At 71.3% G+C, this 15,323-nt stretch carries 16 protein-coding genes; 7 read left to right on the top strand and 9 right to left on the bottom strand.

Going from position 1 to position 15,323, the window contains the following annotated elements; translation table 11 throughout:
• Positions 1-437: 437 nt before the first annotated feature.
• On the bottom strand, positions 438-1,721 hold the full coding sequence (locus ACZ4NB_RS05780; RefSeq protein ID WP_467658543.1) for a DUF6986 family protein: 1,284 nt from the start codon (positions 1,719-1,721) through the stop codon (positions 438-440).
• A gap of 203 nt (positions 1,722-1,924) precedes the next feature.
• Between ACZ4NB_RS05780 and ACZ4NB_RS05775 the strand changes: the two genes are divergently transcribed.
• Positions 1,925-2,443 (top strand): DinB family protein, encoded by a 519-nt coding sequence (locus ACZ4NB_RS05775; RefSeq protein WP_467658541.1) that lies wholly within the window; start codon positions 1,925-1,927, stop codon positions 2,441-2,443.
• 146 nt (positions 2,444-2,589) lie between these two features.
• Here the strand turns inward: ACZ4NB_RS05775 and ACZ4NB_RS05770 are convergent, their stop codons facing one another.
• The 4 genes from ACZ4NB_RS05770 to ACZ4NB_RS05755 all read right to left on the bottom strand — a co-directional run bounded on the left by ACZ4NB_RS05770 (position 2,590) and on the right by ACZ4NB_RS05755 (position 5,764).
• On the bottom strand, positions 2,590-3,552 hold the full coding sequence (locus tag ACZ4NB_RS05770) for an electron transfer flavoprotein subunit alpha/FixB family protein (protein ID WP_393495381.1): 963 nt from the start codon (positions 3,550-3,552) through the stop codon (positions 2,590-2,592).
• A gap of 50 nt (positions 3,553-3,602) precedes the next feature.
• Positions 3,603-4,391, bottom strand: a complete 789-nt coding sequence (locus tag ACZ4NB_RS05765; protein WP_393495383.1) for an electron transfer flavoprotein subunit beta/FixA family protein — start codon at positions 4,389-4,391, stop codon at positions 3,603-3,605.
• Positions 4,392-4,603: 212 nt separating this feature from the next.
• Entirely contained in the window at positions 4,604-5,110 is a 507-nt protein-coding gene (locus ACZ4NB_RS05760; RefSeq protein WP_399144509.1) for a flavin reductase family protein, read from the bottom strand.
• Positions 5,111-5,335: 225 nt separating this feature from the next.
• Positions 5,336-5,764, bottom strand: coding sequence for a thioredoxin family protein (locus ACZ4NB_RS05755; RefSeq protein ID WP_467658539.1), 429 nt, complete (start codon positions 5,762-5,764; stop codon positions 5,336-5,338).
• 76 nt (positions 5,765-5,840) lie between these two features.
• On the opposite strand from ACZ4NB_RS05755, the gene ACZ4NB_RS05750 reads away from it, so the two are divergent.
• Positions 5,841-6,257 carry a DUF4395 domain-containing protein gene (locus ACZ4NB_RS05750; protein ID WP_467658538.1) on the top strand — a complete coding sequence of 139 codons (417 nt, stop codon included), beginning with the start codon at positions 5,841-5,843 and terminating at the stop codon, positions 6,255-6,257.
• 166 nt (positions 6,258-6,423) lie between these two features.
• On the top strand, positions 6,424-7,131 hold the full coding sequence (locus ACZ4NB_RS05745) for a lysophospholipid acyltransferase family protein (RefSeq protein WP_467658537.1): 708 nt from the start codon (positions 6,424-6,426) through the stop codon (positions 7,129-7,131).
• Positions 7,132-7,207: 76 nt separating this feature from the next.
• Here ACZ4NB_RS05745 and ACZ4NB_RS05740 read toward each other — a convergent pair whose 3' ends face one another.
• From ACZ4NB_RS05740 to ACZ4NB_RS05725, 4 genes are all read right to left on the bottom strand, one after another.
• Positions 7,208-7,903 (bottom strand): B3/B4 domain-containing protein, encoded by a 696-nt coding sequence (locus ACZ4NB_RS05740; protein ID WP_467658652.1) that lies wholly within the window; start codon positions 7,901-7,903, stop codon positions 7,208-7,210.
• Between the two features lie 233 nt (positions 7,904-8,136).
• Positions 8,137-9,225 (bottom strand): threonine aldolase family protein, encoded by a 1,089-nt coding sequence (locus tag ACZ4NB_RS05735; RefSeq protein ID WP_399143964.1) that lies wholly within the window; start codon positions 9,223-9,225, stop codon positions 8,137-8,139.
• A complete protein-coding gene (locus ACZ4NB_RS05730; RefSeq protein WP_467658535.1) occupies positions 9,204-10,028 on the bottom strand; it encodes an SDR family NAD(P)-dependent oxidoreductase in 825 nt (274 codons plus the stop codon). The genes ACZ4NB_RS05735 and ACZ4NB_RS05730 overlap by 22 nt, the downstream gene beginning before the upstream one ends.
• Positions 10,025-11,422, bottom strand: a complete 1,398-nt coding sequence (locus ACZ4NB_RS05725) for a DUF6421 family protein (RefSeq protein ID WP_467658534.1) — start codon at positions 11,420-11,422, stop codon at positions 10,025-10,027. The genes ACZ4NB_RS05730 and ACZ4NB_RS05725 overlap by 4 nt, the downstream gene beginning before the upstream one ends.
• Positions 11,423-11,886: 464 nt before the next feature.
• Here ACZ4NB_RS05725 and ACZ4NB_RS05720 point away from each other — a divergent pair, with 464 nt between their 5' ends.
• The 4 genes from ACZ4NB_RS05720 to ACZ4NB_RS05705 all read left to right on the top strand — a co-directional run bounded on the left by ACZ4NB_RS05720 (position 11,887) and on the right by ACZ4NB_RS05705 (position 15,299).
• Positions 11,887-12,570 (top strand): glycerophosphodiester phosphodiesterase, encoded by a 684-nt coding sequence (locus ACZ4NB_RS05720; protein ID WP_467658532.1) that lies wholly within the window; start codon positions 11,887-11,889, stop codon positions 12,568-12,570.
• Positions 12,571-12,685: 115 nt separating this feature from the next.
• Positions 12,686-13,567 (top strand): ABC transporter substrate-binding protein, encoded by an 882-nt coding sequence (locus tag ACZ4NB_RS05715; protein ID WP_467658530.1) that lies wholly within the window; start codon positions 12,686-12,688, stop codon positions 13,565-13,567.
• Positions 13,564-14,472: an amino acid ABC transporter permease gene (locus ACZ4NB_RS05710; RefSeq protein ID WP_467658528.1), complete on the top strand. Its 909-nt coding sequence runs from the start codon at positions 13,564-13,566 to the stop codon at positions 14,470-14,472. The genes ACZ4NB_RS05715 and ACZ4NB_RS05710 overlap by 4 nt, the downstream gene beginning before the upstream one ends.
• Entirely contained in the window at positions 14,469-15,299 is an 831-nt protein-coding gene (locus ACZ4NB_RS05705; protein ID WP_467658526.1) for an amino acid ABC transporter ATP-binding protein, read from the top strand. The genes ACZ4NB_RS05710 and ACZ4NB_RS05705 overlap by 4 nt, the downstream gene beginning before the upstream one ends.
• The last annotated feature ends 24 nt before the right edge of the window (positions 15,300-15,323 follow it).

The raw sequence follows: 15,323 nt of genomic DNA, 5'->3' as shown, positions 1-15,323 counted from the left end.
GTTGTCGGCTGCGGCGCCATGGTGGTGTCTCGCCGTTGCTCCCCCACTGCCTAAAGGGCGTGGGAGGTACCCCCAGCGGCGGGCGTTTGTGTGTCGGGTGCGGTGACAGCCCTACGGACTCCGTCCTACGGTCTGTCCCCTCCCGTGGGTGGATGGTGAAGAGGCCGGTGGGGGCGGGCCTGATTCGTCGACCGCGCGCGCCCGAAGGCTGACGTCCACCCCCACGGTCTTCTCCCACCCCCAACGGGAGGGGGCGGGCCGGAGGGGCTGGGTGTCCGGACGTAAAGCGCAGCAGTCCGGACACCCAGCCCCGGAGGACCGCCACCGGCACCCGAACAGCCCCGCGCAGCGGACCCAGCCCGCCGCAGGCGAACCCAGAGAAACCCCCACGGCGGGACAGCCGAAAACGTGGGAGGCGGGCAAAGCGCAGCGAAAAGCTAGCCAAGCCCAGCCGACCGCCCCGCAAGCGCATCGAGGTCTGCCCGAGTGAGCCCCGTCAGGCGGGCGACCTCGGGGAGGTCGACCGCACCGCAGTCCAGGCCGCGCAGGAGGTAGCCGCTGAGGGCCTTGGCCGTGGCGGGCTCGTCCATGACGTCGCCGCCGGCCTTGGCCACGTAGGCGGCGAGGCGGGCCGCGGCCTGTTCGAGGCCCTCGCGGTAGAAGGCGTAGACCGCCGCGTAACGGGTCGGCAGATGGGCCGGGTGCATGTCCCAGCCCTGGTAGTAGGCGCGGGCCAGCGAGCGGCGGACCAGGCCGTGGTGCAGCCGCCAGGCGTCGTGGACCTGGGCGGTGGGGCCGACGGGCAGGACGTTCGTCGAACCGTCGGACAGCCGCACCCCCGTGCCCGCGGCGGCCACCTGCATGACGGCCTTGGCGTGGTCGGCCACCGGGTGGTCCAGGGACTGGTGGGCGGCGCTGACGCCGCAGGAGGCGCTGTAGTCGAAGGTGCCGTAGTGCAGCGAGGTGGCGCGCCCCTCGGCGGCCTCGATCATGCGGGCGACGGTGGCGCGGCCGTCGGCGCCCAGGATGGACTGGGTGGTCTCGATCTGGATCTCGAAGCCGATCCGGCCGCTCTCCAGGCCGCGCGCCTTCTCGAAGGCTTCCAGCAGCCGGACCATGGCGGTGACCTGCTCGGCGTAGGTCACCTTGGGGAGCGTGAGGACCAGGCCGTCCGGCAGGCCGCCGGCCTCCATCAGGCCGGTGAGGAAGATGTCGAGGGTGCGGATGCCGCGGTCGCGTACGGCGGCCTCCATGCACTTCATCCGGATGCCCATGTAGGGGGCGGCGGTGCCGTCGCGGTAGGCGGCGGCGACCAGCTCGGCGGCGCGGGCCGCGGCCTCGTCCTCCTCGGCGTCGGGGCGGGGGCCGTAGCCGTCCTCGAAGTCGATCCGCAGGTCCTCGACGGGCTCACGGGTCAGCTTGGCGCGGACGCGGTCGTGGACGTCGTCGGCGAGCTCGGCGGGGATGCCCAGGACGGCGGCGAGCGCCTCGGCGTCGGGGGCGTGCTCGTCGAGGGCGGCGAGCGCCTGGTCGCCCCAGGAGCGCAGGGTGCCGGCGGTGAAGACGTCCCCGGGTACGTAGACCGTGTGGACCGGCTGGCGGGTGCCGGGATCACCGGGGTAGCGCCGGGCCAGATCCGCGTCCACCTCGGCGAGGGCGGCTCCGATTCCCTCGCGTACGGTGTCGGCGAGGCTCGTCGCCACGGTCTCCTGCTGCCCCATTCGAATACCCTCCCGGTGCTTACGCCCGACGCCACCGCGCGAGCGTTTTCCGCTTAATGGAATCAACAATCCGTAGAGCGAAGTTAACTGGGTCAGTTGGCGAGGTCAACACCCTCCCCTCCGAGGCGGCGCAGGTCACGGGCTCGCGACCGGCCCCCGGAAATCCGTGGCGCGCCCCGGCGGACCCGGCCACACTCACCGTCATGACATGGATCGCACCCTCCGTCCAGCGCAGAGAACTCCCGACCGTGGCCGGCGAGCGGGAGATGCTGCAGGGCTGGCTCGACTTCCACCGCGACACCCTGCTCGCCAAATGCGCCGGACTCACGGGCGAGCAGCTCGCCCGGCACAGCAACCCGCCGTCCAGCCTCACGCTGCTCGGCCTGGTGCGCCACATGGCGGACGTCGAACGCGCGTGGTTCCGCATACGCTTCGCCGGCGAGGAGATCGGCAGCCACTACTTCACCGAAGCCGACCCCGACGCCGACTTCGACGACCTGGACCCGGCGGCCGCCGAGGCGGCGTTCGCCGCCCTCCGCACCGAGATCGCGGCCTGCGACAAGGCGGTGGCCGACCGCGGACTGGACGAGACCTTCGTGGCGCGCCGCGGTCGCACGCTGAGCCTGCGCTGGATCTACGTCCACATGATCGAGGAGTACGCGCGGCACAACGGCCACGCGGACCTGCTGCGCGAGCGGATCGACGGCGCGACCGGCGATTAGGGCCTGTCCGATGGGTCGCGGGCCCGGCCAGGACCCATCGGACCGGCCCTAGGGCCGGTCCGGGCCACGGCAGCGCGAGGCCCCGTACGCACCGCGCGTACGGGGCCTCGTGCGGTTGCCGAAGCGGGCCCGAAGGCCCGGCGGGGTCAGCCCTTGCGGGACTTGACCTCTTCGGTGAGCGCCGGGACGACGTCGAACAGGTCGCCGACCACGCCGTAGTCGACCAGCTCGAAGATCGGCGCCTCGGCGTCCTTGTTGATGGCGACGATGGTCTTCGAGGTCTGCATACCGGCACGGTGCTGGATCGCGCCGGAGATGCCCGCCGCGATGTACAGCTGCGGCGAGACCGACTTGCCGGTCTGGCCGACCTGGTTGGTGTGCGGGTACCAGCCGGCGTCCACCGCGGCGCGCGAGGCGCCGACGGCCGCGCCGAGCGAGTCGGCGAGCGCCTCGATGACCGGGAAGTTCTCGGCGCCGTTGACGCCGCGGCCACCGGAGACCACGATCGCGGCCTCGGTCAGCTCCGGGCGGCCGGTCGACTCGCGCGGGGTGCGCGAGACGATCTTGGTGCCCTTGGAGGAGTCGGCGACGGTCACCGCGAGCTGCTCGACCGTGCCGGCGGCCGGGGCGGCCTCCGGGGCGGCGGAGTTGGGCTTGACGGTGATGACCGGGGTGCCCTTGCTGACGCGGGACTTGGTAGTGTACGAGGCCGCGAAGACGGACTGCGTGGCCACCGGGCCCTCGTCGCCGGCCTCCAGGTCGACCGCGTCGGTGATGATGCCGGAGCCGATGCGGACCGCGAGGCGGGCGCCGATCTCCTTGCCCTCCGCGGAGGACGGCAGCAGGACGGCGGCCGGGGAGACCGCGTCGTAGGCGGCCTGCAGCGCGTCGACCTTGGGGGCGACGAGGTACTCGGCGAACTCGGGGGCGTCGGCGGCCAGCACCTTGACGGCGCCGTGCTCGCCGAGGACCTTGGCGGCCGCGTCGGCGTTCGGGCCGAGATGAACGGCTACCGGCTCGCCGATGCGGCGGGCGAGGGTGAGCAGTTCGAGGGTGGGCTTGCGGACGGCACCGTCGACGTGGTCGACGTAGACAAGGACTTCAGCCATGGGATTGCTCTCCTGCGGGAAGAATGAGGGCGGTTGAGGTGCGGTCGGGCTCAGATGAACTTCTGGCCCGCGAGGAACTCGGCGAGCTGCTTGCCGCCCTCGCCCTCGTCCTTGACGATCGTGCCCGCCGTGCGCGCCGGGCGCTCGGTCGCGTCCTCGACCTTGGTCCAGGCGCCCTCCAGGCCGACCTCGTCCGCGTCGATGCCCAGGTCGTCCAGGTCCAGGCTCTCCACCGGCTTCTTCTTGGCGGCCATGATGCCCTTGAAGGAGGGGTAGCGGGCCTCACCCGACTGGTCGGTGACCGACACGACGGCCGGCAGCGCGGCCTCCAGCTGCTCGCTGGCGGAGTCGCCGTCGCGGCGGCCGGCGACCTTGCCGTCGGCCACGGAAACCTCGGAGAGCTGGGTGACCTGAGGGACGTTCAGCCGCTCGGCCAGCAGCGCGGGCAGCACGCCCATGGTGCCGTCGGTGGAGGCCATACCGCAGACGACCAGGTCGTAGCCGGTCTTCTCGATGGCCTTGGCGAGCACGAGCGAGGTGCCGAGCGCGTCGGTGCCGTGCAGATCGTCGTCCTCGACGTGGACGGCCTTGTCGGCGCCCATCGACAGGGCCTTGCGCAGCGCGTCGTTGGCGTCCTCGGGACCGACGGTCAGGACCGTGATCTCCGCGTCGTCGTCGGCGGCTTCCTTGATCTGAAGGGCCTGCTCGACGGCGTACTCGTCGAGCTCCGAGAGCAGACCGTCCACGTCGTCACGGTCGACGGTCAGGTCCTCGGCGAAGTGCCGGTCGCCGGTGGCGTCGGGCACGTACTTCACACAGACAACGATCCTCAAGCTCACGCCGGCTCTCCTACCTGCTTCGTCTCTTCAGAACTGCCTTGTGCTGGCAGCATAGGCGCCTGTTGGGGCGGCTCCCGGTTGGTTGCGGATCCCCGCGCCGACCGTCATGTTACCCACCAGTACATCCAGTCTCGTGCCCCGAATCAAGGCCGTCGAAATGTGACCTTGCCAACGGCCCTGATCGGGGGTCGGCGAAGCGGAACGGGAACCCGTCAGTCCCGCAGCGCGTTGAAGCGACCCTGGTGGTACAGCAGCGGACGGCCGGGGCCCGCGGGGTCGCCGACGACGGGCCGGGCGAGCACGATCCGGTGGTCGCCGGCCGGGACGCGCGCCACGACCTCGCACACCAGCCAGGCCAGTACGCCGTCGAGCAGGGGCACGCCTTCGGGGCCGGTGCGCCAGGAGGTGGCGGGGCCGAAGCGGTCGGCGCCGCTGCGCGCGAAGGTGGCGGCCAGCTCCCGCTGGTGCTCGCCGAGTATGTGCACGCCTATGTGCGCGGCCTCGGAGACGGCCGGCCAGCTGGAGGCGCCGGTGCCGATGCCGAACGACAGCAGCGGCGGGTCGGCGGCGACGGAGGTGAGGGAGGTGGCGGTGAAGCCGACGGGGCCGGCGCCCTGTGCGGTGATCACCGCGACACCGGCGGCGTGCTGCCGGAAGACGGAGCGCAGGAGTTCGGGGGAGGCGGCGCGGGGCGTGCCGAGATCGGGCGAGGCCGTCATGGAGTTGTCCTTCTGCTGGGGTGTACGGGCCCGGGCGAAGCCGTCGGCAACCGCGCGGCCGCCGACGACCGTGATGTCGTCGTCGCTCACACGCCCGGACAGCGGGCGCTGGCAGTCCGCAGAAGGTCGACGTGGGCGCGTCCGTAGAGAAGGGTTCCTGGCCGCATCACGTCAGAGTGACGACGGGTGACCCAGAGCGTCAAGGGCCGCCCGCCATCTGGGAGATCAATCACGGACCGCCTCTCCCAGCGCCGCGATCACATCGGCCCTGCGGGGCTGCCCCGAGGCGCGGCGCACGATCGCACCGTCCGCGTCGAGCACCAGCACCGTGGGGGTCCGCAGCACGTTCAGCTCCCGTACGAGGTCGAGATGGGCCTCGGCGTCGATCTCCACATGGGCCACCCCCTCGACCATGCCGGCCACCTCGGCGAGCGTGCGGCGGGTGGCGCGGCAGGGCTGGCAGAAGGCGCTGGAGAACTGCAGCAGGGTGGCCCGCTCCCCCAACTCCCGGCCGATCGCCGCGGCGCCCAGCCGCGGCGCCCCATCCCGTTCGTCCCGCTTTCGCACCGTCAGCCTCCCATTGCGGCGCCGGTGCCACACGCCGAAGGCGCTCGCCGCCGCGAGCACCGCGATGCACACCATGAGTCCGGTCATCTCCGGATGCAGCGTTCACCGGACCGAAAGAATTCCCGGCGCCGCGAGCGGCCCGATGTGCGGGATGGTGGGGGGCATGAGTGCCAAGAGGATTGACGTACGCGGTCCGAGGTTCGCGGCGGCGCTGACGACGGTGGTGCTGGCGGCCGTACTGATCAGCGGGAGCGGCCCGCTGCTGGCCCTCCAGGCGCTGGTCTTCGCCGTCGGGGCGGCGGCCGGTGTCCAGCGCTCCCCCTACGCCTGGCTGTTCAGGGTGGCGGTGCGTCCGCGGCTGTCCGCGCCGACCGCCTTCGAGGACCCCGCCCCGCCGCGCTTCGCCCAGAGCGTGGGGCTGTTCTTCGCGGTGGTGGGGCTGATCGGCTACGTCGCGGGCCCGCAGTGGCTGGGGCTCGCGGCCACCGGGTGCGCGCTGGCGGCGGCCTTCCTCAATGCCGCTTTCGGGTACTGCCTGGGGTGCGAGATGTACCTTGTACTGCGGCGAACGGTGGGCTGACCCGGTCTCCACGTGACGAGAATCTCCCGTCCGCGGCGCCCCGCACGCTGGCCGCCGCGGCCTCGATCGGGCACGATCTCCCAAAAGCCGCAGTTACGCCTGCGTAGGTTTCCGCCGGGAGAACCCTCCCCAGGCATGGAAAAGGGAAAAAGGGGTCCTCCGGACAATGGCAGAGCTCGTCTATCCGCCGGTGATCGGCGCCGCACGCACGCTCTTCAAGGCGCTCGATCTCAAATTCGACATCGCCGGGACGGAGAACATTCCGCGCCGCGGCGGGGCGGTGCTGGTGAGCAATCACATCGGATACCTCGACTTCGTCTTCGCCGGCCTGACGGCCCGGCCGGCCAAGCGGCTGGTGCGCTTCATGGCGAAGGAGTCGGTGTTCCGGCACAAGGTGTCGGGGCCGCTGATGCGCGCGATGAAGCACATCCCGGTGGACCGCGCGCAGGGCATGCACGCCTACAAGCACGCGCTGTCCGCACTGGGTTCGGGCGAGATCATCGGGGTCTTCCCCGAGGCGACGATCTCCGAGTCCTTCACCCTGAAGAACTTCAAGTCGGGTGCGGCGCGGCTGGCCCAGGAGGCCGGGGTGCCGCTGCTCCCGGTGGCCCTGTGGGGCACCCAGCGCCTGTGGACCAAGGGCCACAAGCGCAACCTGGGCCGCAACCACTTCCCGATAACCATCCGGGTCGGCGAGCCGCTGGAGGCCGATCCCGCCGAGCAGGCGGAGAAGATCACCGACCGGGTGCGGTCCCGGGTGCAGGACCTGCTGGAGGCGGCCCAGCGCGCCTACCCCGTACGCCCCAAGGGCCCCGAGGACACCTGGTGGATCCCGGCGCATCTGGGCGGCACCGCACCGGCCCCCGGCGCGTAGCCACCGCCCGCACCCCACCACGACGTCAGCCGCCGAAGGAGCTCTCCTTCGGCGGCTGATCGGCGTCCGGCCCCGGTCACCCGGACCAGACGTCACCGATCTCGATCCGGGCGTCCGGGCACGCCTCCCCCAGTGCCTCGGCCAGCTCGGCGCCCGCGGCCGACAGCTCGTCGAGCGTCATCGGGGCCATCCGCTCCAGCAGGAACAGGGCGCTGACGGAGTCCTCGGTGAGACGGGTGCGGACGCCCTGGCGCCAGTTCCAGCGGCGGCAGGTGACGCCCTCGTCGTCGCACCAGACGACCTCGCCGGCGTCGGGGTGCTCGACGACCTCGGCGCCGCCGGCCGCGGTCGCGAACGGCTCGTCGCCGGTGGCCCGGACCAGCCGCATCCCGCCCTGGATACGGTCCAGGTCCTCGCCGCCCACCGGAACGAGGTGGGCGACGCTGATGGCGTTGTAGAGGTCGACGAGCCGGTTGATGCGCGGCAGCCCGTCCGCGAGCGCACGCCTGGCCAGCGCCTCGGCGGAGTTCCGGGTGCGCGACGGCTTGCTGCCGAAGGCGCCGTACGCGGCGCGCCAGGCGGCGATGTGCCGGTCGTCCTGCGGGGCACGGCCGTCGAGCCGTCCGGCCAGCCGGCGGGTGGCCTCGTCCAGGAGCCCGGAGCTCAGCTCGTCGCTGGGCCCGTTGGTCAGACCGTGCGCTTCGACGGCGAGGTAGCCGAAGCCGGGCGCCAGGGCGCGCACCTCGTCGGAGACGTGCAGGGAGCAGGTCAGGCTGGACATGGGCCGTTCCTCGGGGATCGGTGGGAGTAGCTGCAGGCCGGGACCGGTCGACGGCCGGCCATCCGCAGGCATTGGAGCACGACCCGGCGCAGTTCAGCAAACTGCACGAAGAAGTCCAGCGCAGTGAACTTTCCACTGCGCTGGACTCGCTTGCCACCTTTGCGGTCGGCCGCCGTCGCCGCGCGACCGGCCGGCACCCACCGGACAGGCCCCGCGGGCAGGCCCTACCGGGCGATCTCCTCCCGCAGCGCCTCGACGAAGCCGTCGACGTCCTCCACCTTGGTGTCGAACGCGCACATCCAGCGCACATCGCCGGCCTGCTCGTCCCAGAAGTAGAAGCGGTAGCGCTTCTGCAGCCGCTCGCTGACGTCGTGCGGCAGCCGCGCGAAGACCGCGTTGGACTGGACCGGGTAGAGGATCTCCACCCCGTCGATCGCCCGCACTCCGGCCGCCAGCCGCTGCGCCATGGTGTTGGCGTGCCGGGCGTTGCGCAGCCACAGGTCCTTGGCGAGCAGCGCCTCCAGCTGGACCGAGACGAAGCGCATCTTGGAGGCGAGCTGCATGGACATCTTGCGCAGATGCTTCATCGCGCGCACCCGGTCGGGGTTGAGCACGACCACGGCCTCGCCGAAGACCGCGCCGTTCTTCGTGCCGCCGTAGGAGAGGATGTCGACGCCCACCGCGTTGGTGAAGGCCCGCATCGGGACGTCGAGGGTCGCCGCGGCGTTGGCTATCCGCGATCCGTCCAGATGCACCACCATGCCGCGCTCATGGGCGTGTTCGCAGATCGCCCGGACCTCGTCGGGCGTGTAGACCGTGCCCAGCTCCGTGCTCTGGGTGATCGAGACGACCTGCGGCATCGCGCGGTGCTCGTCCTCCCAGCCCCACGCCTGCCGGTCGATCAGCTCGGGGGTGAGCTTGCCGTCCTCGGTGGGCACGGTCAGCAGCTTGAGCCCGCCGACCCGCTCCGGCGCACCGCACTCGTCGACGTTGATGTGTGCGGTCTCGGCGGCGACCACGGCGCCCCAGCGGTCGGTCACGGCCTGGAGGGCGACGACGTTGGCGCCGGTGCCGTTGAACACCGGGAACGCCTCGGCACGCTGCCCGAAGTGGCTGCGGAAGACCCGCTGGAGGTGCGCGGTGTAGTCGTCCTCGCCGTAGGCGACCTGATGGCCGCCGTTGGCGAGGGCGAGCGCGGCCAGGACCTCGGGGTGGGCGCCCGCGTAGTTGTCGCTGGCGAAGCCGCGTACCTCGGGGTCGTGGTGCTGCCGGGCGTCGGTCTTCGCTCCGGTCACGGCTCGGGGGTCAGCCACAGACGCTTTCCATTCACTTCCTGGGCGGGCCGGCTCCAGACGCCGGCGATGGCCTCGGCCAGCTCCTTGACATCCGTGAAGCCCGCGAACTTCGCATTCGGTCGTTCGGCGCGCATCTGGTCGTTGACGAGCGCCTTCACGACCAGGATGGCAGCGGCGGCGCGCAGCCCCTCCTCACCCCCCGACTTGCGGAAACCGTCCGCCATGGCCAGCGTCCATGCCTCGGCGGCGGCCTTGGAGGCCGCGTAGGCGGCGTTGCCGCCGGTGGGCTTCGAGGCGCCGGCCGCGCTGATCAGCAGGAAGCGGCCGTTGCCGCTCCGCTCCAGGGGCTCCTGGAAGGCGAGGGAGGTGTGCTGAACGGTGCGGATCAACAGCTTGTGCAGCAGGTCCCAGTCCGCGAGGTCGGTCTCGGCGAACGTCGACGAGCCGCGCCAGCCGCCGACGAGGTGTACCAGGCCGTCGATCCGGCCGAATTCCTTCTCCGTACGGGCCGCCCACTCGCGGGTCTGGTCCAGGTCGAGGAGGTCGACGGTGTCCCCTATGACCGTGGCGCCGCCGTGCGCGTAGCGGGCCGCGTCCACGGCCTCCGCCAGCCGCTCGGGGTTGGAGTCCGAGCCGACCACCACGGCCCCCGCTTCGGCCAGCCGCAGCAGGGTGGCGCGGCCGGCCGGTCCGGCCGCTCCCGCCACCGCGATGACCGCACCCTCCAGCGGCCCCTGGCCGCCCGTCGAAGTAACCATCTCCGTCGCCTCCTCGTCCTGCTCCTGGACGGCCTGTGGCCGGGTGTTCCGGTCGTTGTTCATGCCGCCGCCAGCACGTCGCTGTGGGCCGTGATGCCCTTGGTAGAGGTGATCACAGCGCGCAGCTTCTTGGCGAGCGCCTCGTAGAACATGCTCAGCGGGAACTCGTCGGGGAGCACGTCGTCCACGAGTTTGCGCGGCGGCTGGTCCAGGTTCAGGGCGTCGGGGCCCTTGGCCCAGACCGAGCCCGGGTGCGGTGCGAGGTAGGTCGAGACGAGGTCGTACGCGGCGAACCAGTGGACCAGCTTCGGCCGGTCGATGCCGTCGCGGTAGAGCTTTTCGATCTCGCCGCACAGCTGGTTGGTGACCTTGGGCGCCCGCTCCCAGTCGATGTGCAGTGTGTTGTCCGTCCAGCGTACGACGTCGTGCTTGTGCAGGTACGCGAAGAGCAGCTGGCCGCCGAGGCCGTCGTAGTTGCGGACCCGGTCGCCGGTCACGGGGAACCGGAACATCCGGTCGAAGATCACCGCGTACTGCACATCGCGGGCCTGGGAGTACCCCTCGGCCTCCAGCTTCACGGCCTCCTTGAAGGCGGTGAGGTCGCAGCGCAGCTCCTCCAGGCCGTACATCCAGAACGGCTGGCGCTGCTTGATCATGAAGGGGTCGAACGGCAGGTCACCGTGGCTGTGGGTGCGGTCGTGCACCATGTCCCACAGCACGAACGCCTCCTGGCAGCGCTCCTGGTCGTCGAGCATCTCGCGGATGTCCTGCGGGAGTTCCAGGCCGAGCGTCTCGACGGCGGCCTGGCTGACCCGGCGGAAGCGGGCCGCCTCGCGGTCGCAGAAGATGCCGCCCCAGCTGAACCGCTCGGGGGCCTCGCGCACCGCGATGGTCTCGGGGAAGAGCACGGCGGAGTGGGTGTCGTAGCCGGCCGTGAAGTCCTCGAAGGTGATGCCGAGGAACAGGGGGTTGTCGTAGCGGGTGCGCTCCAGCTCCGAGAGCCACTCGGGCCAGACCATGCGCAGGACGACGGCCTCGAAGTTGCGGTTCGGGTTGCCGTTCTGGGTGTACATGGGGAACAGCACGAGGTGCTGGAGGCCGTCGGCGCGCTGCTGTGCGGGCGCGAAGGCGAGCAGCGAGTCCAGGAAGTCCGGCACGCCGAAGCCGTCGTCGGCCCAGCGGCGCAGGTCGGTGACGAGCGCCTGGTGGTAGGCGGCGTTGTGCGGCAGCAGCGCGCCCAGCTCCGTGACGGCCGCGGCCATCCGCTCGACCTCGGCGCGGACGGCCCCGGCCTTCGGCGCGCCCTCCGCCGTCAGATCGATCGATCCGTCCTTGGACTGCCAGGGCCGGACGGTCTCGACCGCGTCCTTCAGGACGGGCCACGCCGGGTGCTCCACGACACGCTCTGCGGTCGGAGTGCCTTCCCGGACACCCACAGGCGAAAGAATTTCCGTCATGACTGCCCTCCGGCGGTAGATCGTCTTGTCAGCACACGGTAACCAGGCAAGGTTCGCTCACTCAAGTGGGCCAGCTGAAAATTTTTCTGCTGACACCCGGCGCTCACGCATTTTTTTCCTGCCGGGCGTGGTATCAGCGGGACTTCCTGCCAGTTGCGCCAAGGGATTCCGCGCTTCCTCCCGGCCTGCGAGCGCCGCGCGGGCACGGCCGGACGGTGCTATGGCATATGCCACACGGCCGCCGCCAGCCCGGAGCGGGACGCACCTGCGTCGGAAGAAGGCGGTCTGCCGACCGGATATGGCGGGTACCCGTACTGGACACACCGTGGTCGCGTCCGCAACCGGTTCATCTGCACTTGTCCCCGTTAGGCTGAACGCCATTTCGGAACGCCGTTGCCGACGGTCGACGGTCGACACTGACAACGAGCCGACAGCAGTACCGAGCCGACAGAAGCGAGGCAGCCTTGTCCTTTCTCACCATCGGACACCGCGGGATCATGGGCGTGGAGCCGGAGAACACCCTGCGCTCCTTCGTACGCGCCGAGCACGAGGGCCTCGATGTCATCGAACTGGATCTGCATCTGAGCAAGGACGGCGCGCTCGTGGTGATGCACGACGCGGACGTCGACCGCACCACCGACGGCGCCGGGCCGATCGCCGAGCGCACCCTCGCCGAGCTGCGCGAGCTGGACGCCGGGCAGGGCGAGCGGATCCCCGTCTTCGAGGAGGTCCTGGAGGCGGTCAAGGCGCCGCTGCAGGCCGAGATCAAGGACGTCGCGGCCGCACAGGCGCTGGCCGAGGTGCTGCGCTCGCGCGACCTGACCGGCCGGGTGGAGGTCATCTCCTTCCACGACGAGGCGCTGGCCGCGATCCGCACCCTGCTGCCGGGGGTGCGCACCGCGCTGGTCGGCAGCCGCTACGGCGCCGATGTCGTCGACCGCGCACAGGCCGTCGGCGCGTCGATGCTCTCGCTGAACATCCGCCGGCTCACCCTCGAACTCGTCGAGCGGGCGCACGCCGCGCATCTGAAGGTCCTGGGCTGGACGGTCAACACCCACGATCAGCTCCGGCTGGCGCGCGGCCTGGGCCTGGATGGCGTGGTGACCGACATGCCGGAGATCCGGCGGGCGGTGCGCTTCACCGCGTAAGCGGCCCGCCCACCGGGGAAATCCGCAGTTCACAGGCGCGCAACGGGCTTCCAGCATGCGGACGTTTTCCGCAATGATCTCGACAGACGGCCTTGTGCGCTGCCACTCTCCGGGCATGCGCCTCGTCAACCGCCCTCTTCGCCTTGCCGCTTGTGCCACCGCCGTGCTGCTCGCCGCGGCTGTCGGCTGTGCCCCGCAGGACGAGTCCCCCGGTGGCCCGCGGGCCGCCGGGCAGGGCAAACAGAGCTGTGACCGCGGCAAGCTGGCCACCGTGACGGCCGGCCGGCTCACCGTCGGCACCGACAAGCCCGCGTACGCCCCCTGGTTCGTCGACGACGACCCGGCCGGCGGCAAGGGCTTCGAGTCGGCGGTCGCCTACGCCGTCGCCAAGCGGCTGGGCTACGGCAAGGGCGCCGTGGACTGGCAGACCGTGCCGTTCAACAACGCCTTCGCGCCCGGTGCGAAGAAGTTCGACTTCGACATCAACCAGATCTCCATCAGCGCCGAACGCAAGCGCGCCGTCGCCTTCTCCTCCGGCTACTACGACGTGCGCCAGGCGGTCGTCGCGCTCAAGGGCTCCAAGGCCGCGCACGCCAAGAGCATCGCCGACCTCAAGGACGTCAGGCTCGGCGCGCAGGTCGGCACCACCAGCCTGGACGTCGTCAACGACACCATCCGCCCGACCCGGCCGGCCGCGGTCTTCCAGAAGAACGACCTCGCCAAGTCCGCCCTGAAGAACGGGCAGGTGGACGCGATCGTCACCGATCTGCCGACGGCCTTCTACATCACCTCCGCGGAGGTGAAGGACGCCGAGGTGGTCGGCCAGTTCCCGGTCTCCGGTGCCGCCAAGGAGCAGTTCGGGCTGGTCCTGGACAAGGAGAGCCGGATCACCGGATGTGTGACGGCGGCGGTGGACGCGCTGCGCAAGGACGGCACGCTCGCCGCGCTGGAGAAGAAGTGGCTGAGCGACGCCGTCGACGCCCCGGTGCTCAAATGACCGGCGGGGAAGGGTTGTTGAAGAAGAACGACGAGGGCGTGCGGGAACCGGCCGGCGACGGTTATGTGCCCTCGGCGCGGCGGATCGAGCGGGAACGCGTCAAGCGGGCCAGGGCCCGGCGGGCCACCGCGATCGCCGCGCTGAGCACGCTGATCACCGCCGTCGCGCTCTTCCTCGTCATCACCGGCTCCCCGGGCTGGCCGCGCACCCGCGAGACCTTCTTCAGCGCCGAGTACGCCCGCAAGGCGCTGCCGCAGGTGCTGGAGGGGCTGCTGCTGAACCTGCGGCTGCTGGCGGTGTGCGGGGCGGCGGTGCTGGTGCTCGGGCTGCTGCTGGCGGTGGCCAGGACGCTGCGCGGCCCGGTGTTCTTCCCGCTGCGCGCACTGGCCACCGCCTACACCGACTTCTTCCGCGGACTGCCGTTGATCATCTGTCTGCTGATGGTGGTCTTCGGCGTCCCGGCGCTGCGGCTGCAGGGCGTGACCACCGATCCGGTGGTGCTCGGCGGCTCGGCGCTGGTGCTGACGTACTCGGCGTATGTGGCCGAGGTGTTCCGGGCCGGCATCGAGTCGGTGCACCCCTCGCAGCGGGCGGCGGCCCGGTCGCTGGGGCTCTCCAGCGGCCAGGCCCTGCGGTTCGTCGTCCTGCCGCAGGCGGTGCGCCGGGTGGTGCCGCCGCTGCTGAACGATCTGGTGTCGCTGCAGAAGGACACCGGTCTGGTCTCCATCGCCGGCGCGGTGGACGCGGTGTACGCGGCGCAGATCATCGCCGGCAAGGACTTCAACTTCACGCCGTACGTGGTGGCCGGGCTGGTCTTCGTCGCGCTGACGATCCCGATGACGCGCTTCACGGACTGGATCACGGCGCGGATGGACCGCAGGCGCGCCCAGGGGGGTCTGGTATGAGCACGACGGAGAACACGCCGGTGCCGGCCGCCGGGAAGGCCACGGCCGACAGGGACCTCACGAAGGGGTCCCCGGACGGCGGCCCGGTGCTGCGGCTGGAGTCCGTGCGCAAGACGTACGGGCGGGGCACGGTCGTGCTGCGGGACGTCGATCTGGAGGTCCCCCCGCACACCGTGACCGCGCTGATCGGCGCGTCCGGTTCGGGCAAGTCCACGCTGCTGCGCTGCGCGAACCTGCTGGAGGAGATCGACGACGGTGCGATCTTCCTGGACGGCGAGGAGATCACCGACCCGCGGGCCGACGCGGACGCGGTGCGCCGCCGGATCGGCGTGGTCTTCCAGGCATACAACCTCTTCCCGCATATGACGGTGCTGGACAACATCACGCTGGCACCGCGCCGGGTGCACGGTGTACCGCGCGCCGAGGCGGAGGCCCGCGCCCACGAGCTGCTGGAGCGGCTGGGGCTCGGCGGGCGGGCCGGCGAGTACCCGGACCGGCTCAGCGGCGGTCAGCAGCAGCGGGTGGCGATCGTGCGGGCCCTCGCCGGGCGCCCCCGGCTGCTGCTGCTCGACGAGATCACCGCGGCGCTCGATCCCGAGCTGGTCGGCGAGGTGCTCGGCGTGGTCCGCGATCTCAAGGAGGAGGGCCTGACGATGGTCCTCGCCACCCATGAGATGGGCTTCGCGCGGGAGGTCGCGGACCAGGTGTGCTTCCTGGACGGCGGGGTGGTGCTGGAGCGCGGCACCCCCGAGCAGGTCTTCGGCGAACCGGCCCACGAGCGCACCCGGCGGTTCCTGCAGCGGATCGTCCGGGCCGGGCGGCTGTAGGACCGGCCCGAGCCCGCCCGGAGA

This window comes from Streptomyces sp. NPDC026575 (genome assembly GCF_055567415.1).
The sequence above is the reverse complement of the archived record's forward strand: the minus strand, read 5'-3'. Positions and strand labels throughout refer to the sequence as shown.